The organism is Nigerium massiliense (assembly GCF_000826085.1).
Lineage (GTDB): Bacteria > Actinomycetota > Actinomycetes > Propionibacteriales > Propionibacteriaceae > Propioniciclava > Propioniciclava massiliense.
In genome coordinates this window covers 156592-177172 of record NZ_CCYM01000001.1, presented here as the reverse complement: position 1 = coordinate 177172, position 20581 = coordinate 156592, and the positions used below count along the sequence as shown (strand labels likewise).

Annotated in this window: 19 protein-coding genes; 6 read left to right on the top strand and 13 right to left on the bottom strand. The window is 71.0% G+C overall.

Features of this window, described 5'->3' with window-relative positions; all coding sequences use genetic code 11:
* Window positions 1–23: 23 nt before the first annotated feature.
* The 3 genes from BN1187_RS00850 to cysK form a co-directional block, all read right to left on the bottom strand.
* Window positions 24–938: a diacylglycerol/lipid kinase family protein gene (locus tag BN1187_RS00850; protein ID WP_052462123.1), complete on the bottom strand. Its 915-nt coding sequence runs from the start codon at window positions 936–938 to the stop codon at window positions 24–26.
* A 4-nt stretch (window positions 939–942) separates the two neighbouring features.
* Window positions 943–1257 (bottom strand): chorismate mutase, encoded by a 315-nt coding sequence (locus tag BN1187_RS00845; RefSeq protein ID WP_040157690.1) that lies wholly within the window; start codon window positions 1255–1257, stop codon window positions 943–945.
* An 80-nt stretch (window positions 1258–1337) separates the two neighbouring features.
* Entirely contained in the window at window positions 1338–2267 is a 930-nt protein-coding gene (gene cysK / locus BN1187_RS00840) for a cysteine synthase A (RefSeq protein WP_040157687.1), read from the bottom strand.
* A 189-nt stretch (window positions 2268–2456) separates the two neighbouring features.
* On the opposite strand from cysK, the gene guaA reads away from it, so the two are divergent.
* The gene (gene guaA, locus BN1187_RS00835; protein ID WP_052462122.1) at window positions 2457–4043 is read left to right on the top strand and encodes a glutamine-hydrolyzing GMP synthase; all 1587 of its coding nucleotides are present in this window, start codon (window positions 2457–2459) and stop codon (window positions 4041–4043) included.
* Window positions 4044–4151: 108 nt separating this feature from the next.
* Here the strand turns inward: guaA and BN1187_RS00830 are convergent, their stop codons facing one another.
* The 7 genes from BN1187_RS00830 to BN1187_RS00805 form a co-directional block, all read right to left on the bottom strand.
* Window positions 4152–4352, bottom strand: coding sequence for a hypothetical protein (locus BN1187_RS00830; protein ID WP_040157685.1), 201 nt, complete (start codon window positions 4350–4352; stop codon window positions 4152–4154).
* Between the two features lie 30 nt (window positions 4353–4382).
* Entirely contained in the window at window positions 4383–5234 is an 852-nt protein-coding gene (locus tag BN1187_RS00825; RefSeq protein ID WP_040158035.1) for a uracil-DNA glycosylase, read from the bottom strand.
* A complete protein-coding gene (locus BN1187_RS00820; RefSeq protein WP_218184534.1) occupies window positions 5231–6913 on the bottom strand; it encodes a long-chain-fatty-acid--CoA ligase in 1683 nt (560 codons plus the stop codon). Before BN1187_RS00820 ends, BN1187_RS00825 begins: the two co-directional genes overlap by 4 nt.
* Before the next feature lie 127 nt (window positions 6914–7040).
* Window positions 7041–8930: a hypothetical protein gene (locus tag BN1187_RS00815; RefSeq protein ID WP_052462121.1), complete on the bottom strand. Its 1890-nt coding sequence runs from the start codon at window positions 8928–8930 to the stop codon at window positions 7041–7043.
* Between the two features lie 207 nt (window positions 8931–9137).
* Window positions 9138–9401 (bottom strand): PspC domain-containing protein, encoded by a 264-nt coding sequence (locus tag BN1187_RS00810; RefSeq protein WP_072041912.1) that lies wholly within the window; start codon window positions 9399–9401, stop codon window positions 9138–9140.
* A gap of 26 nt (window positions 9402–9427) precedes the next feature.
* Entirely contained in the window at window positions 9428–9601 is a 174-nt protein-coding gene (locus tag BN1187_RS14135; protein WP_157754718.1) for a hypothetical protein, read from the bottom strand.
* Window positions 9598–10719: a PspC domain-containing protein gene (locus BN1187_RS00805; RefSeq protein WP_218184546.1), complete on the bottom strand. Its 1122-nt coding sequence runs from the start codon at window positions 10717–10719 to the stop codon at window positions 9598–9600. The genes BN1187_RS14135 and BN1187_RS00805 overlap by 4 nt, the downstream gene beginning before the upstream one ends.
* Window positions 10720–10854: 135 nt before the next feature.
* Between BN1187_RS00805 and BN1187_RS00800 the strand changes: the two genes are divergently transcribed.
* The gene (locus BN1187_RS00800; protein ID WP_040158026.1) at window positions 10855–12117 is read left to right on the top strand and encodes an ATP-binding protein; all 1263 of its coding nucleotides are present in this window, start codon (window positions 10855–10857) and stop codon (window positions 12115–12117) included.
* A complete protein-coding gene (locus BN1187_RS00795) occupies window positions 12114–12824 on the top strand; it encodes a LuxR C-terminal-related transcriptional regulator (protein ID WP_082034423.1) in 711 nt (236 codons plus the stop codon). Before BN1187_RS00800 ends, BN1187_RS00795 begins: the two co-directional genes overlap by 4 nt.
* Before the next feature lie 143 nt (window positions 12825–12967).
* Here the strand turns inward: BN1187_RS00795 and BN1187_RS00790 are convergent, their stop codons facing one another.
* On the bottom strand, window positions 12968–13243 hold the full coding sequence (locus BN1187_RS00790) for a GlsB/YeaQ/YmgE family stress response membrane protein (protein ID WP_040157671.1): 276 nt from the start codon (window positions 13241–13243) through the stop codon (window positions 12968–12970).
* 225 nt (window positions 13244–13468) lie between these two features.
* Window positions 13469–14722, bottom strand: coding sequence for a phospholipase D-like domain-containing protein (locus BN1187_RS00785; RefSeq protein WP_040157668.1), 1254 nt, complete (start codon window positions 14720–14722; stop codon window positions 13469–13471).
* A gap of 89 nt (window positions 14723–14811) precedes the next feature.
* Here BN1187_RS00785 and BN1187_RS00780 point away from each other — a divergent pair, with 89 nt between their 5' ends.
* A complete protein-coding gene (locus tag BN1187_RS00780) occupies window positions 14812–17394 on the top strand; it encodes a UvrD-helicase domain-containing protein (RefSeq protein ID WP_082034422.1) in 2583 nt (860 codons plus the stop codon).
* Between the two features lie 60 nt (window positions 17395–17454).
* On the opposite strand, the gene BN1187_RS00775 is transcribed toward BN1187_RS00780, so the two are convergent.
* Window positions 17455–18207, bottom strand: a complete 753-nt coding sequence (locus BN1187_RS00775; RefSeq protein ID WP_052462119.1) for a M23 family metallopeptidase — start codon at window positions 18205–18207, stop codon at window positions 17455–17457.
* A gap of 291 nt (window positions 18208–18498) precedes the next feature.
* Here BN1187_RS00775 and sucC point away from each other — a divergent pair, with 291 nt between their 5' ends.
* The gene (sucC, locus tag BN1187_RS00770; RefSeq protein WP_040157665.1) at window positions 18499–19683 is read left to right on the top strand and encodes an ADP-forming succinate--CoA ligase subunit beta; all 1185 of its coding nucleotides are present in this window, start codon (window positions 18499–18501) and stop codon (window positions 19681–19683) included.
* Window positions 19684–19688: 5 nt separating this feature from the next.
* Entirely contained in the window at window positions 19689–20576 is an 888-nt protein-coding gene (sucD, locus tag BN1187_RS00765) for a succinate--CoA ligase subunit alpha (protein ID WP_040157664.1), read from the top strand.
* Window positions 20577–20581 lie beyond the last annotated feature (5 nt).

Sequence of the window (20581 nt, the reverse complement as noted above, 5' to 3'; positions counted from 1 at the left end):
CGAGCGGACGCGGACGGGCGCCCCTACCGGGCGGCGTCGGGGGCGTTCACCAGCAGGGCGCCTGGTCGCAGGTTCATGGTGATGTGGACGACGCCCTCCACGACGTCGCCGTCGAACTGTGCCGGATGCGGCCGCCGCGTGCGGACCTCCACCGTCGCGGCGCGCGCGTACCGCAGCGCCGGGACGTCCCCGGGCCAGCGCAGCACCCCCTTCGCGGCGACCTGGGCCCACTGCAGCGGGTGGCGGAGCGGCACCTCGAGCACCTCGAGGACGCCGTCGTCGGGACGGGCCTCCGGGAAGATGCGGACGCCCCCGGGCAGGCGTCCGCAGTTGCCGGCCAGCACGCACCAGGTTCGCACAGAGCGGGGCGGGGCGCCGTCCAGCGCGACCTCCATGGCGACCGGACGCCGCAGCGCGTGCCGCAGGCCCGTGCGGAAATAGGCGAGCCAGCCGAGCCGGCGCTTGGCGGCGGCGCCCGTCGCGCGGACGGTGGCGGCATCGTGTCCGATGCCGGCGACGACGAGGAAGACCTGCTGGGCCTCGGCCCCGTCGTCGGTGGCGTAGCGGGCGACCCCGAGATCGATCGGGCGCGCGGGGCCGTGCAGCGCGATGCCGGCGGCCTCGGTGAGGCGCGACGGCCGCAGCCCGAGGTTGCGGGCCAGCAGGTTCGCGGTGCCGTACGGCAGCAGCCCGAGCGGGACCCCCGTGCCGGCGGTCACGGCGGCGACCTCGCGGACGGTGCCGTCGCCGCCGCCCGCCACGACGAGCTCCGCGCCCGCTGCGAGCGCGGCGGCGGCCTGCTCGCCGCCCGGTGCGTCCCGCGTGGTCAGGTGGATGACCGGGGCGGGCCAGCCGGCGGCGCGCGCGCCGAGCTCGAGGGCGCGGCGCGCCAGCGGGTAGCGGCGACGCGCCGGGTTCAGGACGGCGTGCGCGAGCATGGCCCTAGCGGGTCTCGTCGCTGGGCGACTGTCGACTCTCGGCGATCTGCTCGTGGTGCCGGACGACCTCGGTGACGATGAACGCCAGGAACTTCTCGGCGAACTCCGGGTCGAGCCCGGCCGAGGACGCCAGCGCGCGCAGCGACCGCACCTGCTCCTCCTCGCGGGCGGGGTCGGCGGGAGGCAGGCCGCGCTCGGCCTTGAGCACGCCGACGGCCTGGGTGATGCGGAACCGCTCGGCCAGCAGGCAGACCAGCGCGTGATCCAGGTTGTCGATGCTGGCGCGCAACCGAGCGAGCTCGGCGGGGATCTCGGTCATGGCCGTACCTTACGGGAACGCAAAACGGGCGGGAGCCGTCTCGGCTCCCGCCCGCTCGTGCGCTACCGCGATGGGATACGTCACTCCATGAGGTCGGCGTACAGGATCGTCGACAGGTACCGCTCGCCGAAGTCGGGGATGATGACGACCAGCGTCTTGCCCTCGTTCTCGTCGCGCGCGGCCACCTGACCGGCGGCGGCCAGCGCGGCGCCGGCGGAGATGCCGCCCAGGATGCCCTCGGAGGTGGCGGCGCGACGCGACACCTCGACGGCGGTCTCGGCGTCGACGGGGAGCACCTCGTCGACGACGTTCGCGTCGTAGATCTTCGGGACGAAGTTGGCGCCGATGCCCTGGATCTTGTGCGGACCGGGCTTGCCGCCGGACAGGATCGGCGACTCGGACGGCTCGACGGCCACGATCTTCACCTCGGGCTTGCGCTCCTTGAGCACCTGACCGACACCGGAGACGGTGCCGCCGGTGCCGACGCCGGCCACGACGATGTCGACCGTGCCGTCGGTGTCGTTCCAGATCTCCTCGGCGGTGGTCTTGCGGTGGATCTCGAGGTTGGCCTCGTTCTCGAACTGGCGGACGAGGACCGCGCCCTCCTGCGAGCCGATCTCCTCAGCCTTGGCGACGGCGCCGCGCATGCCGTCCGGCCCCGGGGTGAGCACGAGAGTGGCGCCGAACGCCTTGAGCAGCGCGCGACGCTCCTTCGACATCGTCTCGGGCATGCACAGCACGACCTTGTAGCCGCGGGCCGCGCCGACCATGGCGAGCGCGATGCCGGTGTTACCCGAGGTGCCCTCGACGATGGTGCCGCCCGGCTTCAGCTGGCCGGAGCGCTCCGCCGCGTCGACCATGGCGACACCGATGCGGTCCTTGACCGAGTTCGCGGGGTTGTAGAACTCGAGCTTCGCCAGCACGGTGGCCTTCGCGTCCGGGAAGAGCTTGTTGACCTTGACCAGCGGGGTGCGGCCGATCAGTTCCGTCACGTCGTTGAAGATTCGCATACTCCCAACAACACCACCGGGGCGGTCCACTATTCCCGCTGTCCATCAGATGGTCCGCGCGCTCCGGGTTCCGGGCCCAGGGGGGTGCCGAGCGCACGTCCTCGCCCGCCCCCGGGGACCGCGCGGGTGGCCCCGTCCGTAGCCAGGGCGGATTATAAGGGGGCGCGACCCGCCACTAGAATGCGGCTCATGACAGACGCACCCGGCCTCATCGAGGCGATCCCCGAACGCGAACACGATGTGGTCATCGTCATCGATTTCGGTGCCCAGTACGCGCAACTGATCGCCCGGCGCGTGCGCGAGGCGCGGGTGTTCTCCGAGATCATGCCGCACACCGCGAGCGTCGAGCAGGTCATGGCGAAGCGTCCGGCGGCGATCATCCTGTCGGGCGGGCCCCAGTCGGTCTACGCCGAGGGCGCCCCGTCGGTCGACCCCGCGCTGTTCCGCCAGGGCGTCCCTGTCTTCGGCATCTGCTACGGGTTCCAGGCGATGGCCCAGGCGCTCGGCGGCACCGTCGCGCGCACCGGCCTGTCGGAGTTCGGCCGCACGCTGGCGCAGATCCGCGAGCGCGGGCGCCTGCTCGATGGGCTGCCCGAGTCGCTGAAGGTCTGGATGAGCCACGGCGACTCCGTCAACGCCAGCCCGGACGGCTTCACCGACCTGGCCCAGAGCCCCGGTGCCCCGGTCGCGGCGTTCGAGGACGTCGACCGCCGGTTCGCGGGCGTCCAGTGGCACCCCGAGGTGCTGCACAGCGAGCACGGTCAGAAGGTGCTCGAGGCGTTCCTGTTCGACATCGCCGGCTGCACGGCCGACTGGACGCCGGCGAACATCGTGGAGGACTCGGTCGCCGCGATCCGCGCCGAGGTGGGCGACAAGAAGGTGCTGTGCGCGCTGTCCGGCGGTGTCGACTCCGCGGTGGCCGCCGCGCTCGTCCACCGGGCGGTCGGCGACCAGCTCACGTGCGCGTTCGTCGACCACGGGCTGCTGCGCAAGGGGGAGCGGGAGCAGGTGCGCCACGACTTCGTGGCGCAGACGGGCGTCAAGCTCGTCGTCGCCGACGCCGAGGATCAGTTCCTCACGGCGCTGCGCGGCGTCAGCGACCCTGAGACCAAGCGCAAGATCATCGGCCGCGAGTTCATCCGGACGTTCGAGCAGACGGTCCGGCAGATCGACGAGTCCGAGGACATCGAGTTCCTCGTCCAGGGCACGCTCTACCCCGACGTCGTCGAGTCCGGCGGCGGCGACGGCGCTGCCAACATCAAGAGCCACCACAACGTCGGCGGGCTGCCCGACGACCTGCAGTTCAAGCTCATCGAGCCGCTGCGGACCCTGTTCAAGGACGAGGTGCGCGCCGTCGGCGCCGAGCTGGGTCTGGCCGACGAGATGGTCTGGCGGCACCCGTTCCCCGGCCCCGGCCTGGGGATCCGCATCATCGGCGAGGTCACCAAGGAGCGGCTCGACCTGCTCCGCGAGGCGGACGCGATCGCGCGCGAGGAGCTCACGGCGTCCGGTCTCGACCGGGAGATCTGGCAGTTCCCCGTCGTCCTGCTCGCCGACGTGCACAGCGTGGGCGTCCAGGGCGACCAGCGCACCTACGGCCACCCGATCGTCCTGCGGCCGGTGACCAGCGAGGACGCCATGACCGCCGACTGGGGGCGCCTGCCCTACGACCTGGTGGAGCGCATCTCGACGCGCATCACCAACGAGGTGCGCGAGATCAACCGCGTCGTCGTGGACGTGACGAGCAAGCCGCCGGGCACCATCGAGTGGGAGTGATCCCGCGGCGGACGCGGCGAGGGGCCGGCCGGTTCAACCCAGCAGGGTGAACCGACCGGCCCCTCGGCCATGTCAGGGCGGCCGGGTCGGGACCCGGCCGCGTCCGGGTCAGCGGCGACCGAAGAGTCGCTCGCCGAGGCGGGCGCCCAGGCCGGCGACGCCGTCCGGAGCGTTGCCGCGCCGGCGGCGTGGGGCCGGGGCCGGCGCGGAGGAACGTCCGCCGCCGCGCAGGGCCTCGCCGAGACGCGCACCCAGGCCGGCGACGCCGTCGGGGCGGTTACCGCGGTTGTTTCCACCGAAAAGTCCCATGATCTGATCCTTTCATCAGGCTCGGGCCGGTCAGGTTTCCGATGTCCAGAGTTTACCCAGGGCTGACAAGAGCATCTCCCGGGTCAGCACCCCGGTGAACGTGTTCTGCTGACTGACGTGGTAACAGCCAATCAGGCGCAGGGGCCGTCCGTCCCGCCGGAGCAGCGTGGCGACGGCTTCGTGACCGAACCGAGGCTTGGGCCGGGGCACATCCCACCCGATCCGGCGGGCCGCGGCCAGCGTCGCGTTCCAGGCCAGCGAGCCCAGGCACAGCACCGCGCGCAGCCGGGGCTCCATCAGTGCGAGTTCGCGGTCGAGCCACTGCCCGCAGGTGGCGGACTCCTGGGTCGTGGGCTTGTTCGCCGGCGGGGCGCAGTGGGCGAGCGCGGTGATGCGCAGGTCGTCCAGCTCGAGCCCGTCGCCCGCGTGCGTCGACGTCGGCCGGCTGGCGCGACCCAGGGCGTGCAGCGCTTGGTAGAGCCAGTCGCCGGAGCGATCGCCGGTGAACATGCGGCCCGTCCGGTTGGCGCCGTGGGCGGCGGGCGCGAGGCCGACGATGAGGGCGGTGGCGTCCGGGTCGCCGAAGGACGGGACGGGGCGTCCCCAGTACGGCTGCCCGGCGAAGGACGCCCGGGGCGCCGCGGCCACCTGTTCGCGCCACTGGACGAGCCGCTCGCACGCGCGGCACACCGACACCGCGGCGTCGAGCTCGGTCAGCGTCCGGGCGGCCGACGCCAGCCGCGCGACGTCCGCCGCGTCCTGGGCCACCGGCGTGGCCGCGTCCGCGGGGTCACCCGGCCACCCGGTCCCCGGCGGAACGGGGGAGACGAACTGTTGCCCCGTGACCGGGTGGGGCCTCGGGGCGCCGTCCTGGCCGCTCAGCGGAGTTGCTCCAGCGCCCGGTCGCGGATCTGGTCGCGCACCTGGCGCCGCAGGGCCTTGCCCAGCATCGAGGTGGGCAGCTCGTCGACGACGACGAACGTGCGGGGGACCTTGTAGGAGGCGAGGCGCTGCTTCGCCCAGGTCCGCAGCTGCTGATCGTCGATCGTGGCGCCCGCGGCGGGGACGACGGCCGCGACGACCCGCTCGGCGCCCGCGTCGTCCGTCACGCCGACCACCGCGCACTGGTCGATGGCGTCGCTGCTGCGCAGCACGTTCTCGACCTCGGTGGGCGACACGTTGAAGCCGCCGGTGATGATGAGCTCCTTGATGCGGTCGACGATCGTCGTGAACCCGTCTGCGTCCACGGTGACGATGTCGCCGGTGCGCAGCCAACCATCCTCCAAGAGGGCCTCCGCGGTCTCCGCGGGGGCGTTCCAGTAGCCCTGGAACACCTGCGGCCCCTTCAGCAGCAGCTCGCCCTCCTCGCCCTGCGCGACCTCCCGCGTGACGTCCTCGGGGTCGACCACCTTCATCAGCGTCGAGGGGAACGGCACCCCGATCGTGCCGGTGCGCCGCGTCGGCCAGAACGGGTTGCCGAGCGCGACCGGCGCCGACTCGGTCAGCCCGTAGCCCTCCACCAGCAGGCCGCCCGCCACGGACTCCCAGAGCTCGACGGTCGCGTCCGTCAGCGCCATCGCGCCCGAGATGCAGAACCGCGCGGACTTCAACGACACCTTGCGCTCGATGGCCCGCTTCGCGGTCTTCTCATAGATCGGCGGCACCGCGCAGTAGACGGTCGGCGGGTTCTTCTTCGCCTCCGAGACGACCATGTCCGCGTCGAAGGTGGGGAACAGCACGATGTGCGCCTGCTTCAGCACGCCGAACGTCAGGTACAGCGTCATGCCGAACGCGTGGAACATCGGCAGGACGGCGTAGATCACCTCGCGGCCGTCGACCGCGTCCTTCATCCAGGCCGCGCCCTGCACGGCGTTGGCGTACAGGTTCAGGTGGGTGAGCATGGCGCCCTTGGGGCTGCCCGTCGTGCCGGACGTGTACTGGATGACGGCCAGGTCGTCGACGGAGGGCTGCGGGTGCGCCTCGTCCAGCGGGTCGGCGTCCAGCAGCGAGCGCCACGGGGTGGTGCCGGGAGCGTCCGCGTGGAGCCGGTCGCGGTTGGCGCGCAGCTTCGGCACCGGCAGCGCCAGCGCGAACCGCTTGAGCGGGGGCATGGCCTCCAGCAGGTTCACCGCGATGACGCGGTCGAGGTCGAGGCCGGCCAGCTTGCCCGCGGCGGCGTCCCAGACGATGGCCACCCGCGCGCCGTGGTCGGCGAACAGGGTTGCGAGCTCGTCGGCGGTGTAGAGCGGGTTGTGCTCGACGATCACCGCTCCCAGCCGGAGCGCCGCGTAGAAGGCGACGACGTGCTGCGGGCAGTTGGGCAGCACCAGCGCGACCCGGTCGCCGCGCGACACCCCGAGATCGCGGAGCGCCCCGGCGACCCGGCCGATCTGCTCGCCCAGGTCGGCGTAGCTCGTCTTGGCGCCCAGGAAGTCGAGGGCGACGCCGTCGCCGCCGCGCTCGACCGCCTCGGCGCACATCGCGGTCAGCGGCTGGTCCGGAATCTTGATCTCGGCCGGGACTCCGGGCTGGTAGTTGCTCGTCCAGGGTGCGTCAATCACGCGCTCATTGTCCCCCCTGGCCGGCCCAGGCGCCGGTTGCCCACGCCGACGCCGCCGCTGGGGAACGCGAACGCCCGGCGGCGCCGCGGACGAACCGCGGGCCGCCGGGCGCCGGCATTCGGACCGATCAGCCGATCTTGTAGATGTGGTAGCTCCCGCGCTGGGCGAAAGAATCGGTGAACTGGCCGCCGGAGGCTGCGATCGTCCGGTTCTCGTTCACCACCTGGATCGGACGCCCCTGCAGCTGCGGGGGCAGCTTGAACGTCCGCTGCCCCAGTGGGGAATCGGCCGTCGTCATCGCGAACACGTAGGCCGAGCCGTCGTGCACCTTCAGCATCGTCTCCACGTCGGGGCCGAAGTCCCACTTGTAGGACTGGGTGTTGAGCACCGGCGCCAGCCCCTGGATCTCCCGGTTCACCTCACCCATCGCGTCGACCAGGTTGCGGCAGGCGTAGCCGGGGTTGTTCTGCACGGCACGCACCGCGTTGCCGGTCGAGCACTCGCCGCCGAACGACTGGTTGAACCACACGAGCCCGCGCGCTTCGTTGATGATCGAACTCATCGCGGCGCCCTTCACCTCGGACGGCGACATGCGGTACAGCACCTCACGGTCGGGGGCGACGTTGACGTTCTCGATGAAGTTGTAGATCGGCTGCAGCTTGCCGTCCTCGGCGTCGCGCTTGCGGAGGCTCGCGACGTTGTCGCCGTAGGTCTGCGGGGTCCGGCAGCCGGCCTTGGTGAACGGCTCCAGGTACTCGGTGCCGTGCGGGTTGTCCCAGCTGCACTGCGGGCCGCTGAACCAGTAGGCGTCCAGCGAGACGACGTCGGTGATGTCGTTGACGAACTGGGTGGCCGCCGCGTTCCAGGCGGGCAGCGAGTACCACGAGATCACCATGCCGGTGAAGTTCGCGTAGGCGAACTTGTTGTGGTCGGCCATCGCGTTGCGGCGCTGCTTGAGGTAGGAGATGCCGGCGGCCGGTTCCATGCGCCCGTCGATCTCGTCGTCCAGGAACTCGCCGACCCACACCGGCGAGTTGCGCGGCTGCCCGTTGAGCGGCTTGTCGGAGATGTACGACACGCCGTTCTGCTCGAGCACCTTGTAGTTCGTGGACGCGTCGCTCATCAGGTACGTGTTGATGCCGTACGACTTGTCGAACTTCACCTGGGAGTCGGTGACGCCGCCGCCGAACCACAGCATGATCGGGAAGTGGTCGGGCGACGTCCAGCCGCCGCGGGCGGCGTCGGCGAACTTGGCGTAGTAGGACGCCCCGCCCTCCCAGGGCACCCGGGGCAGGTCGAGCGAGGGCACGGCGCCCCCCACAGGTGCGACGGGGGCCGGCGCCTGGGAGGTCGGAGCGGCGCTCGGGGCAGCCGAGGTGGGAGCGGCCGTCGGCGCCGGGGACGCGGGGGCGGCGGTCGCGATGACGCCGAAGCCCACCGCCGCGGTGGGGGTCGGCGCGGCGGTGGGCTTCGGCGTCATCGTGGGCGTGGTGGTCGGCGACGCCGTCGGCACGGGGGCGGGCGGCGTCACGACGTTGTCAGGGTCGGCCGGACGCTGCGCGGTCGCGACGGTCTTGCTCACCCGAGCGCCCGTGGCGACGCGGCCGTCGAACGTGAACGAGCGCGCGGAGCCTGCCGGGGCGGCCCAGCCGTGCAGAGAGGCGGTCGCGCCGACCATCGAGGCGTCCGTGACGACCTTGTAGGTGGCGCCCGCCGGCGAGCACGTGGCGGCGATGGGGGTCAGGGTCGTCCAGCGGGTGCCGCGGGCCAGGCCGACGGCCAAGGTGGTGCAGTCCAGGGTCGCGGACGGCGACGGGGTGACGGTGAACGTCACGGGCTGGCCGGCGCTGCGCGTGGTGACCGAGGGGGCGGCCACGTACCACTGGATCTGCGACGCGGGGGAGACCCAGGCTGGGGCGTCGGACCAGCCGGCCCACGAAGTGGCCCGGGCGGCCGCGTCCGCGACGACCGGGAGGGAACCCAGGACGCAGCCGGCGGCGACGAGGCCCGCGGCCACGGCGCGTCCACGGGGCGAGCCAAAACGGAGTGGTGATGTCACGAGGGAGTCCGTTCTCATCAAAGCGGCGGGAACCGCTCCCGGCCGCGTGACATCTTAGGGATATTCTCAGCTTCCACGCGCACGGAGGCCGTGTTGCCTCAGAAAACTCTGAGCGAACAGTGAGTTTTCGTCAGGGACGGCCGTCCGGCGCGTGAAAGCGTGTGGTCAGCGGACGCTGCGCCGGTTGTTCTCCAGCATGCTGCGGAGCTGCTGGAAGCCCGAGGGGCCGCCGGCGTCGGTCGGCATCGCGAGCCAGAGACCGGGGTAGATGATCCAGCCGGGACCGGGCAGGAACAGGGTGGCCAGCACCATCACGAGCCGGACGATGTTGGAGTCGACGCCGAAGTAGGCGCCGAGGCCGCCGCAGACGCCGGTGAGGTAGCGGTCAGAGGTGCTGCGGACGAACCTCGTGGCGGGCGTGTTGGACATGATGGGTTTTCCTTTCATTGGGGCGGTCAGGTGGTGCGGGAAGCGAGGAGGCTGACGATGCCCGCGACGACGAGCGCCAGGGGCAGGGAGAACCCGAGCCAATCGCCGGTGGCAGGGACGAAGGCGACCCCCAGCCCGATGACGGCGAGCGCGAGGCAGAACGTGCCGACGATGACCGTGGCCGAGCGGGACTGTCTCATCGGACGATCACCAGCCGTCCCGTGTCGACGGTGGCGTTGAGCACCAGCGTGGGGCCGCCGGGGTTGGGGGTGGACGTGACGACCGCGTCGTTGTCGAGGCCCGAGTGCACGTGCGCCGGGGCGACCAATTCGCCGATGTCGACCGTGCCGTGCACCTCGACGTTGGCGTTCCGCGGCAGCAGCACCGTCAGCTCGCCCGCGCCGAGGCTGACCGACGAGACGGCGTCGTGCTGGAGCGTCAGCTGACGCAGGTCGAGGACGTGGGTGCCGACCGGGAGTTCCTGCCGCTCGGCGAGCTCCTGGCCGGACGCGTAGGTGCGGACATCGTTCTCGGCGACGCGCGGCGCAGGATCGGCGGTGCTGGCCAGCGTGCAGGCCGTGACGACCGCGACGACGACGGAGCAGGACAGGAGCCCGGCGGGCCGGCCTCCCCGGCGTCGGGCGCTGATCAGCAGGGCGACACCGAGCATCAGCAGGGTCGCGGACCACCACGCCAGGGCGGTGACCCGGACTCCCGCGGCGGCCGCCACCCCGAGGGCCGTCCAGACGGCGGCGCAGCCGACGCCGATCAGCAGCCAGCCGCGGGCGGACCGGGCGCGGGGCCGAGGCCGTGGACCCGGCACCGGGCGTTGCGGGGGCAGCGGGATCGTGTCGTCGGGGTACTGCCTCGGGGCGGAGGTGTCGACATACGGGGCGCCCGGGCCGGGATGGTGCGGGGCCACGTGGCTCCCGGAGTGTCCGCCGCCGCCGGCGGGCGGCGTCGGGTTGATGCGGCGGTTGATGTACCAGACGAGGAGGGCCGCGACGGCGATCGCGGTGAAGCCGGGGCCGAGCCCGGGGATCACGAGGCCGGCCAGGGCGACCGGCACGCACACGACCAGCACGAGCTTGGTGGCGCTCCAGCCGGCGATGGCGTCCGGGAGGCGGCGGTCGGTGCCGTCCTCGGGCAGCAGCACCCACAGCGCGGCGTAGGCGAGCAGGAGGGTTCCGGAACTGGCCAATACGGCGATCACCCACGCGATGCGGACGAGCAGGGGGTCGACGCTCCAGCTCCGCGCGAGCCCGCTGCAGACGCCCGCGACGACTCGGTCGTCGTGCGGGCGGCGCGCTGCGGGCATGCTGGTCACGCCCTTCATCTTGCTCGGTCGGCCCCGGCGAGGCCATCGGGAAGCACCCTGAGTGGGGCCCGGTTTGGGCTGGGCCCGGATCGCCCGCCGGCGGGCCCGTCGGTGCCCCGCCCTATGCTGAGCGCCATGACTCAGTCGGACGCGGAGCCGGCCGCCGGGCGCCCCGCCAGCCTCGTCCGCGTCCCGGAAAGGGGCTGGCTGGGCGGTGTCTGCGCCGGCCTGGCCGGGCACCTCGGCATGCCCGCCACGCTGGTGCGGCTCATCTTCGCGCTGCTGGCCTCCTGGCGGTTGGTCGGGGTGCTGGCGTACCTGGCGCTGTGGCTGGCGCTGCCGCGTGAGCGTAGCCAGCCGAGCACGCCGGGGCTGGACGCCGCCACCCGCCGCGGCCTGCGTGGGGGAAAGACCGTCCGGTTGCGATCCCCCGAGGCCGGCCAGACGGGTGCCGTCGTCATGGTCGGCGCCGGGATGACCTGGCTGGTGCAGTGGCTCGGCTGGGGGCTGCCCGCCGTCTGGTTCGTCGCGGGAGTGCTGCTGGCCCTGGGCGCCGCGCTCGTGTGGTGGCAGGCCGACCGCACCGAGAACGTCCCGTTCGACCTCAGCCGGGGGCCGCTGGGGCTCGTCGAGCCGCTCGTCCGGCATTGGACGACGGTGCTGTCGCTGGTCCTGGGGCTGTTCAGCGTGTCGGTCGCGGTCGGGCTGGTGGCCGCGATGATCCCCGGCGTCGGCGACGTCGGGCGCATGCTGTGGGCGATCGTGCTCTCGCTGGTGGCGCTGATCGTCCTCGCGGCGCCGTGGCTGCTGCGGGTGCGCCGCTCGCTCACGTTCGCCCGCGAGGAGAAGCTGGTCTCGGACGCCCGGGCCGACATGGCCGCCCACCTGCACGACTCGGTGCTGCAGACCCTCGCCCTCATCCAGCGGCAGGCCGACGACCGCGACGAGGTCGTCCGGCTCGCCCGGCGGCAGGAGCGCGAACTGCGGGAGTGGCTGTACGGCGAGGAACTCCCGGACGACACCCTGAAGAGCGCCTTGGCGGCCGCGGCCCAGGACGTCGAGGACAACTTCCCCGTGACCGTCGACTGCGTGACCGTCGGCGACATCGAGCTCGACGCGCGGTTCGCCGAGCTGGTGCGCGCGGCGCGCGAGGCGATGTGGAACGCCGCGAAGCACTCGGGGACGTCCCACGTCGACGTCTACGCTGAGGTGGAGGACGACGGCGTCACCGTCTTCGTGCGCGACCGGGGGTGGGGCTTCGACCCCGACGACATCCCCGAGGGGCGCATGGGGATCAAGCGCAGCATCGTCGAACGGGTGCGCCGCCATCACGGCAACGCGCGCATCCGTTCGAGCCCCCAGACCGGTACCGAAGTGATGGTGGAGATGAGGACATGACGAACGACAGCTTCCCGACCGCGACGCCGCAGCCCGCGGAGCCCCCCGCAGGTGAGCAGGGCAAGGCCGGCCAGCGCCGAGTGGTGCTGGTCGACGACCACGCCATGTTCCGCAGCGGCGTCCGCCACGACATCGGCCCGTTCGTCACCGTCGTGGGCGAGGGGGAGGACGTCGCGACCGCCGTCGAGGCGATCCTGCGGACGAACCCCGACGTCGTGCTCCTCGACGTGCATCTGCCCGGCGGCGGCGGTGTGGAGGTGATCAAGCAGGTGCTCGCGCAGCGGGGCGACGTCCGGTTCCTGGCGGTCTCGGTGTCGGACGCCGCCGAGGACGTCATCGGGGTCATCCGGGCCGGCGCCCGCGGGTACGTGACGAAGTCGATCTCGGCGCCCGAACTGGTGGACGCCATCGAGCGCGTCGCGGGCGGCGACGCCGTGTTCAGCCCGCGGCTGGCCGGCTTCGTCCTCGACGCCTTCTCCGGCGCGATCGACGTGGCCAGCATCGACGAGGACCTCGACCGGCTCAGCCAGCGCGAGCGCGAGGTGCTCCGCCTGATCGCCCGCGGCTACGCCTACAAGGAGGTCGCGAAGGAGCTGTTCATCTCGATCAAGACGGTCGAGACGCACGTGTCGAGCGTGCTGCGCAAGCTGCAGCTGTCCAACCGCCACCAGTTGACGCGCTGGGCCACCGATCGTCGCCTCGTCTGACGTCCGTTACCCCGTTGCCCGCGGACGGTTCCGGCGGTTAAGCCGCGGAACGGTTCCCGCGGTTAACGAGCGGACGGGGGCCGCGCCGTGATGGCGCGACCCCCGTCCGGAACTGGTGTAGCTACTGGTTACCGCGAAACCGGTTACCGCGAAACCTGGCGCGAGCTGCCGCGGGTCACACCGATGTAGATGGACACGGCGACCATGGCGGCGACGATCATGAGGATCCAGCGGATCCAGTCGATGCCGCCGGTCTGAGCGACGCCGAGGGCGCCGGCGATGAAGGAGCCGACGAACGCGCCGACGATGCCGAGGATGATCGTCCACAGCATGCCGATGTTCTGGTTACCCCGCAGGAAGAACCGGGCGAGGGCGCCGACGATGAGGCCGGTGACGATCGTGGAGATGATGTCCCACATGAGAGTCTCTTTTCGCTAGTTGTTTTCGGGAAGTCGCAGAGGATTTCTCAGGCGCGACTGCAGCGGGAGACCCGGAGGTTTCCGCTATGCAGGCGCCACTCACTCCGCGCCTGCAGCGCCTCAACGATACCTTTGCCCCCGAGCGGAAGGATCACTGTGACACGCCGATAGCGCCTCAAGCTGATAACGATCGCCTGGGCTGAGGCGGAAAATATGCGGACTTCGTTAGAGCAAGGGTCGCAGCGGGACGAGAACTGCCTCGGAAATCTTGGTGACGACCGAGCGCCCGCCCCATTCCTCCCGGCTGAGTTCGACGCAGTTCCCGCTGTCCATGGCGAAGATCTTCTCCAATTCGCTCGCCAGGTCGTGGTCGATGATCTCGACATTCACCTCGTAATTGCCGACCAGGCTCAGCCGGTCGATATTCGCGGTTCCGATGGTCGACCAGACCCCGTCGATGGTGGCCGTCTTGGCGTGCACCATCGCGCCTTGGTAGAGGAACAGCCGCACACCGTTGCGGAGAAGGAGGTCGTAGAACCCGCGGGACAGCCAGTCGGCCACGATGTGGTTCGATTCCGCGGGGACGATGATGCGGACGTCGACCCCGCGCTGCGCGGCCTCGATCAGCGCGAGCGTGATGTCGTCGTCGGGAATCAGATAGGCGTGCGTCATCCAAATGTTGTCGGTGGCGCGATCGAACGCTTCCAGATAGCCGTATCTGATCGGATAAACCCCGGTGCTGGGCACATTCCGCATCACCCGAAGGGGTGTGTACCATTCCCGGCCGCCCGGCGACTCGAGCACGGGGTGGTGCTTCTTTCGCGACTGGTTCCAGTAATCCACGAAGACGTTCGCGAGATCCAGCGCCGGCGACCCGGTGATGCGGGCGTGGGTATCGCGCCACCGCGTCGCGTACAGATCGCCGATGTTGTAGCCGCCGACGTAGGCGACCTTGTCGTCGGCGATCAGGAGCTTTCGGTGGTTGAGCCCGGGACTGCGCCACGTCAGCGGACTCGCGATGCCGGTCCACGGCTGGTGGCGCAGGACGTGGATCGCCGGGTCGAAGCGGTAGAAGTCGGGTCGGACGACGAGGTTGCCGAAGACGTCGTAGGCGAGATAGACGTTCACTCCGCGGTGCGCGGCCTCCGTGAGCGCGTCCTTGAACTTCTGCCCGACGTCGTCGGCCTTCCACAGGTACGTCTCGAAGTAGATCGTGTGCTCGGCCGACCGGATGGTGTCGAGCATGGCGTCGTACAGGTCGCTGCCCTTGGTGTAGACCGTCACATCGCCGTCGGCCACGGTCACGCTGGTGGGCGGCGCGGTCGGGAAGGGGCGATGCCTGCGGTGCTTCTTGCGGCCGTGGTCGATGACGCCCAGACCGGCGATCACGGCCAGTTGGGCCCCGAGCAAGGCGACGGCGCCGAGCGTGGCCAACGAGCGCAGGGTGACGGGCGACTGAGGTCGCGGACGCGATGCCATGCCGCCCACTGTAACGATCCGGCTCTGCGGCGGCACCCGGCCGGCCTGGCCGGGAAGTGTCGGAGGGGTGGAATAGGCTGGTCGATGCGATGGACGACTCCCTATTCCCCGACCTCTTCAGCGGCTTCGACCCCGATCCGACCCCCGCCTCCGGCGGCCGGGCGGCTGACCGTGTCCTGCGGGCGCGGCAACGCGCCGGGGCCGCGCAGCCCGGCGAGCCCGCGGGGACGGCGTCCGGCGGGCAGGTCGACACCGCCACCGGGACGGCCCGCGGGGAGGTGCCGGGCGATCGCCCGGCCGAGCAGGAGCGGCGCGCGCGGCGTCCGAAGGGACAGGAGATCCTCGAGGGGCTCAACCCACCGCAGCGCGACGCTGTCGTGCACGCGGGGAGCCCCGTCCTGGTCGTCGCCGGCGCGGGCTCCGGGAAGACCCGGGTGCTCACCCGGCGCATCGCCTATCTGCTGAGCGAGCGCAACGTCCACCCCGGCTCCGTGCTGGCCATCACCTTCACCAACAAGGCGGCCGCCGAGATGCGGCACCGTGTCACCGAGTTGGTCGGCAACCGGGCCCGGCTGATGTGGGTCTCGACGTTCCACTCGGCGTGCGTGCGCATCCTGCGCGCCGACATCGACCGCTTCGGGCTGCACAAGAACTTCTCGATCTACGACGACACCGACTCCAAGCGGCTGATGTCGTTGGTGGTGCGCGACCTCAACCTCGACCCGAAGCGGTTCCCGGTGCGGGCGGTGATGAACGCCGTCTCGAATTGGAAGAACGAGCTCGTCGACCACGAGACGGCGGGCCACGAGCACACCAGCGGCGCCGAGCAGGTCTACGCGGAGGCCTACGCCGAGTACCAGCGACGGTTGGTGTCGGCGAACGCGCTCGACTTCGACGACCTGATCATGACGACCGTGCACCTGTTCCAGGCGTTCCCCGACGTCCGCGAGCGGTACCGGCGGCGGTTCCGTCAGGTGCTCGTCGACGAGTACCAGGACACGAACCACGCCCAGTACGCGCTGATCCGCGAGCTGTGCGGGGTGTTCGACGGGCCCGACGGGGCGCCTGTCGCCGACCCGCCCGAGCTGATGGTCGTGGGCGACTCCGACCAGTCCATCTACGCGTTCCGCGGCGCCACGATCCGCAACATCCTCGATTTCGAGTCCGACTTCCCGGGCGCCGAGACGATCCTGCTGGAACAGAATTACCGCTCGACGCAGACGATCCTGTCGGCCGCGAACGCGGTGATCACCCGCAACCCCAACCGGCCCGCGAAGCAACTGTGGTCGGATTCGGGGGAGGGCGAGCTGATCGTGGGCTACGTCGCGGACACCGAGCACGACGAGGCGCAGTTCGTCGCCGACGAGATCGACCGGCTCGTCGACGCCGGCGACGTCAAACCGTCCGACGTCGCGGTGTTCTACCGGACGAACGCCCAGTCACGCGCGTTCGAGGAGGTGTTCATCCGGGTGGGCATGCCGTACAAGGTGGTCGGCGGGGTGCGCTTCTACGAGCGCAAGGAGATCCGCGACGCGATCGCCTACCTGCGCGCCATCGCGAACCCGGCCGACGACGTGTCGGTGCGGCGCATCGTGAACGTTCCCAAGCGCGGCATCGGCGACCGGGCCGAGGCGTGCGTCGAGGCGTTCGCCGCGTCGGAACGCATCCCGTTCAGCGCGGCGCTCGAGCGGCTCGACGAGGTGGCGGGGCTGGCGTCCCGGTCGGCCAAGCAACTGCACGGCTTCGCCGACCTCATGGCGAAACACCGGGCGATGGTCACCGAGGGGGAGAGCGCCGATCGCGTCCTCACCAGCATCCTGAACGAGTCGGGCTACATCGGCGAGTTGTCGGCGTCCAACGACCCGCAGGATCAGACCCGGCTGGAGAACCTCATCGAGTTCGTCAGCGTGGCCGGTGAGTTCGTCGCGGCGGCGCACACCCAGGACGTCACCCAGGCCTACTCGGTGACCGACAACCCGGCCGAGCAGCCCGAGGACGCCGACGGGTCGGCGCTGGCCGCCGGATCCCCCGAGCCCGACGACTCGCTCGGCGCGTTCCTGGAGCGGATCGCGCTGGTGGCCGACTCCGATCAGATCCCGGACGCCGCGTCCGACGGCGGGGTCGTCACGCTGATGACGTTGCACACCGCGAAGGGCCTGGAGTTCCCGGTCGTCTTCCTGACGGGCTTCGAGGACGGCATCTTCCCGCACATGCGCGCGATGACCGACCCCAAGGAGCTGGAGGAGGAGCGCCGGCTGGCCTACGTGGGCATCACGCGGGCGCGGCGTCGGCTCTACCTGACGCGGGCGACCGTCCGGGTGATGTGGGGGCAGCCCCAGTACAACCCGGCGAGCCGGTTCATCGACGAGATCCCGGCCCGGTTGATCGACTGGCGACGGCTGGGCGCGGCAACCGGCGGCTGGGGCAACAGCGCCCGGATGCGCACTGAGACGTCCTGGCGACAGACCGTGGGGTTCGGCGGCAAGCCGGCCACCAGTGGTCCGCGGGTGGCGTCGGTGGCGGTGGGCGACCGGGTGCTGCACACGAAGTTCGGCATGGGCACCGTCGTGGAGACGACCGGTGCGGGCGACACCTTGAAGGCGAAGGTCGACTTCGGGTCCGACGGCGTGAAGATCATGTCCGTCAAGCACGCCCCGATGGAGAAGCTCTGAGTGGAGCCCGCCGGCCTCAGCCCGCGAGTCGTCCCCTCCGCCTCTGGGCGGAGCCGCTTCTCAGCCCTTGAGGTACCCCGCGGGGTCGGCGTTGGCGCCGTCCTTGATGACGCCGAAGTGCAGGTGGCAGGCGGTGGACAGGCCGGTATTGCCGACGCTGCCGAGGGCTTGTCCTCGCGCGACCTTCTGGCCGGCCTTCACGGCGAAGCCCTGCATGTGCTGGTAGCTGGTCTCCAGCTTGTGGCCGTTGACGGTGCCGTGGTCGACGCGAAGGTAGTTGCCGGACTGGCCGGCCTGCGTGGCGATCGTCACGGTGCCGGGAAGGGCGGCGTAGATGGGCTGGCCGCACGTGCCGCCGATGTCCCAGCCGGCGTGCAGCCGGACGTAGCCCAGGATCGGGTGCCGGCGGGGGCCGTACGTCGACCCGAGCTCGCCGGCGGTGGGGCGCAGGAAGACGCCCGCTTTCGCCTGCCGCTCGGCCTCGGCCTTGATCTGGGTGGAGCGGCTGCTCAGCTCAGCCTCGCGCGCCGCGAGGGCGTCGGTCATGTCGGACGCGGTCAGTTCGGCGGCGGGCGCGGGCCGTTCAGCGACGGGCTGGTTCAGCGCCGCGACGCGGTTGAGCTCGGCGCCCGGCCCCGCGCTGGCCGCGGTGGCCGGCGAGTCCGCGAACTGGAGCCCCGAGGCGCGTGCCGCGGGTGAGACGGACGGTGTGACGAGGCCGGAGGCGCCGACGACGGCGGCGGCGGTCAGCCCCAGCAGCGCGACGCGGACACGCCGCGCGGGGGTGGTGGAGTTACTGTGCTCGTGTCCCACGGGTGCCACGATGCCTTCCTGGTCAGGGATGCCCCGACGGCGCCGTGTTGGTCGGTCACGCGACTCGCCGGGAAGAACTGAACATCAGGTTAGCATTTCCTGAACGATTCTTAGAAAAGAGTTTGGAAGTTGCCAAGTGCCCACCCGGGTGACCCGGAGTGCACGCCCGGTCGGCGGGCGTCGCCGGGTTTGCGCGGTGAGGCGGAGCCGTTAGTCTCGTGTCACCGTGGAGGGGCCAACGAGAGAGCCCCTGACAACGACGCGAGCGCCGAGGCAGCGGACGGAGAAGGCATGGATCTGTACGAGTATCAGGCGCGGGACCTGTTCGAGAGCAAGGACGTCCCGGTCCTGCGCGGGTTGGTGGCCACCACCCCCAAGGAGGCGCGCGAGGCCGCCGAGAAGCTCGGCACCGACGTCGTGGTGGTAAAGGCCCAGGTCAAGACCGGCGGCCGCGGCAAGGCCGGCGGCGTGAAGCTGGCGCATTCGCCCGAGGAGGCCGAGCAGAGGGCCAAGGAGATCCTGGGCCTCGACATCAAGGGCCACGTCGTCAAGAAGGTCATGGTCACCGAGGGCGCCGACATCGACGAGGAGTACTACTTCTCGCTTCTGCTCGACCGGGCCAACCGCCGTTACCTCGCGATGTGCAGCCTCGAGGGCGGCGTCGAGATCGAGACGCTCGCCGAGGAGCGGCCGGACGCGCTGGTGCGCGTCCCGATCGACCCGCGGGCCGGGCTCGACGCGGACGCCGCCGACCGCATCGTCACCGAGACGGGCTTCTCGCCCGATGACCGCGACGAGGCCGCCCGCGTCCTCACGCTGCTGGGCAAGACCTACGCCGAGTCGGACGCCACGCTTGTCGAGGTGAACCCCCTGGTGCGCACCAGCGACGGCCGCATCGTCGCCCTCGACGGCAAGGTCACCCTCGACGACAACGCCGCGTTCCGGCACCCCGAGTGGGACCAGTGGCGCGACGACTCCCAGGACGACCCGCTGGAGCTGCGGGCCCGCGCCAAGCACCTCAACTACGTCAAGCTGGACGGCCAGGTCGGCATCATCGGCAACGGCGCCGGGCTCGTGATGAGCACGCTGGACGTGGTCGCCTACGCGGGCAGTGACCTTCCGGGCTCGCCGACCCCGGCCAACTTCCTCGACATCGGCGGGGGCGCGTCAGCCCAGGTGATGGCCGACGGCCTCGACATCATCCTCTCCGACCCGCAGGTGGAGGTGGTGTTCGTCAACGTGTTCGGCGGCATCACCGCGTGCTCCGAGGTGGCCAAGGGCATCCGCGGCGCGCTGCAGCAACTCGGGAACAAGGCGTCCAAGCCGATCGTCGTCCGTCTGGACGGGAACGCGGTCGAGGTGGGGCTGGAGATCCTGGACGAATACGACCACCCGCTGGTCACGGTGGAGAAGACCATGGACGGCGCGGCCCGGAAGGCCGCAGAACTGGCCAGCGCGGCCATGGAAGGGAAGTAAGCCCGATGGCGATCTGGCTCAACCACAAGTCGAAGGTCATCGTCCAGGGCATGACCGGCAGCGAGGGGCGCAAGCACACCCAGCGCATGGTCATGTTCGGCACCCGCGTGGTCGCGGGGGTCACGCCCGGCAAGGGCGGGCAGAGCATCACGTTCGAGGAAGACCCGATCCCGGTCTTCAACACCGTCCGGGAGGCCAAGCACGCGACCGGCGCGACCGTGTCGGTGATCTTCGTGCCCGCGCCGCACACCAAGGCGGCCGTCATGGACGCCATCGACGCCGGCGTGGAACTCATCGTGTGCATCACCGAGGGGATCCCGGTGAAGGACACCGCCGAGTTCTTCGCGGCCGCCCAGGACAAGGGGGTGCGGCTCATCGGGCCGAACTGCCCCGGCCTGATCTCGCCCGGACGCTCCAACGTCGGCATCATCCCGCCGAACATCGCGCGCGCCGGACACATCGGCCTGGTGTCGAAGTCGGGCACCCTGACCTACCAGATGATGTACGAGCTGGGCGACATCGGCTTCTCGACCGCCGTCGGGATCGGAGGCGACCCGGTCATCGGCACGACGCACATCGACTGCCTCGAGGCGTTCGAGGCCGACGAAGAGACCGACGCGATCGTGATGATCGGCGAGATCGGCGGCGACGCGGAGGAGCGGGCGGCTGCCTACATCAAGGAGCACGTGACCAAGCCGGTCATCGCCTACGTGGCGGGATTCACCGCCCCGGAAGGCAAGACGATGGGACACGCGGGCGCGATCGTGTCCGGCTCGTCCGGCACCGCCGCCGCCAAGAAGGAGGCCCTCGAGGCCGCCGGCGTGAAGGTGGGCAAGACGCTCAGCGAGACCGCCGAGCTGGTCCGCGAGATCGTCCGCCGGCTGAGCCGCTGACGCCG

Excerpts from the sequence above, each read along its gene's own strand:
- BN1187_RS00795 (WP_082034423.1), top strand. The coding sequence starts at position 12,114 with ATGACGAACGACAGCTTCCCGACCGCGACGCCGCAGCCCGCGGAGCCC.
- BN1187_RS14135 (WP_157754718.1), bottom strand. The coding sequence starts at position 9,601 with ATGAGACAGTCCCGCTCGGCCACGGTCATCGTCGGCACGTTCTGCCTC.
- BN1187_RS00785 (WP_040157668.1), bottom strand. The coding sequence starts at position 14,722 with ATGGCATCGCGTCCGCGACCTCAGTCGCCCGTCACCCTGCGCTCGTTG.
- guaA (WP_052462122.1), top strand. The coding sequence starts at position 2,457 with ATGACAGACGCACCCGGCCTCATCGAGGCGATCCCCGAACGCGAACAC.
- BN1187_RS00800 (WP_040158026.1), top strand. The coding sequence starts at position 10,855 with ATGACTCAGTCGGACGCGGAGCCGGCCGCCGGGCGCCCCGCCAGCCTC.
- BN1187_RS00805 (WP_218184546.1), bottom strand. The coding sequence starts at position 10,719 with ATGCCCGCAGCGCGCCGCCCGCACGACGACCGAGTCGTCGCGGGCGTC.
- BN1187_RS00830 (WP_040157685.1), bottom strand. The coding sequence starts at position 4,352 with ATGGGACTTTTCGGTGGAAACAACCGCGGTAACCGCCCCGACGGCGTC.
- cysK (WP_040157687.1), bottom strand. The coding sequence starts at position 2,267 with ATGCGAATCTTCAACGACGTGACGGAACTGATCGGCCGCACCCCGCTG.
- BN1187_RS00790 (WP_040157671.1), bottom strand. The coding sequence starts at position 13,243 with ATGTGGGACATCATCTCCACGATCGTCACCGGCCTCATCGTCGGCGCC.
- BN1187_RS00850 (WP_052462123.1), bottom strand. The coding sequence starts at position 938 with ATGCTCGCGCACGCCGTCCTGAACCCGGCGCGTCGCCGCTACCCGCTG.
- BN1187_RS00780 (WP_082034422.1), top strand. The coding sequence starts at position 14,812 with ATGGACGACTCCCTATTCCCCGACCTCTTCAGCGGCTTCGACCCCGAT.
- BN1187_RS00845 (WP_040157690.1), bottom strand. The coding sequence starts at position 1,257 with ATGACCGAGATCCCCGCCGAGCTCGCTCGGTTGCGCGCCAGCATCGAC.
- BN1187_RS00810 (WP_072041912.1), bottom strand. The coding sequence starts at position 9,401 with ATGTCCAACACGCCCGCCACGAGGTTCGTCCGCAGCACCTCTGACCGC.
- sucC (WP_040157665.1), top strand. The coding sequence starts at position 18,499 with ATGGATCTGTACGAGTATCAGGCGCGGGACCTGTTCGAGAGCAAGGAC.
- sucD (WP_040157664.1), top strand. The coding sequence starts at position 19,689 with ATGGCGATCTGGCTCAACCACAAGTCGAAGGTCATCGTCCAGGGCATG.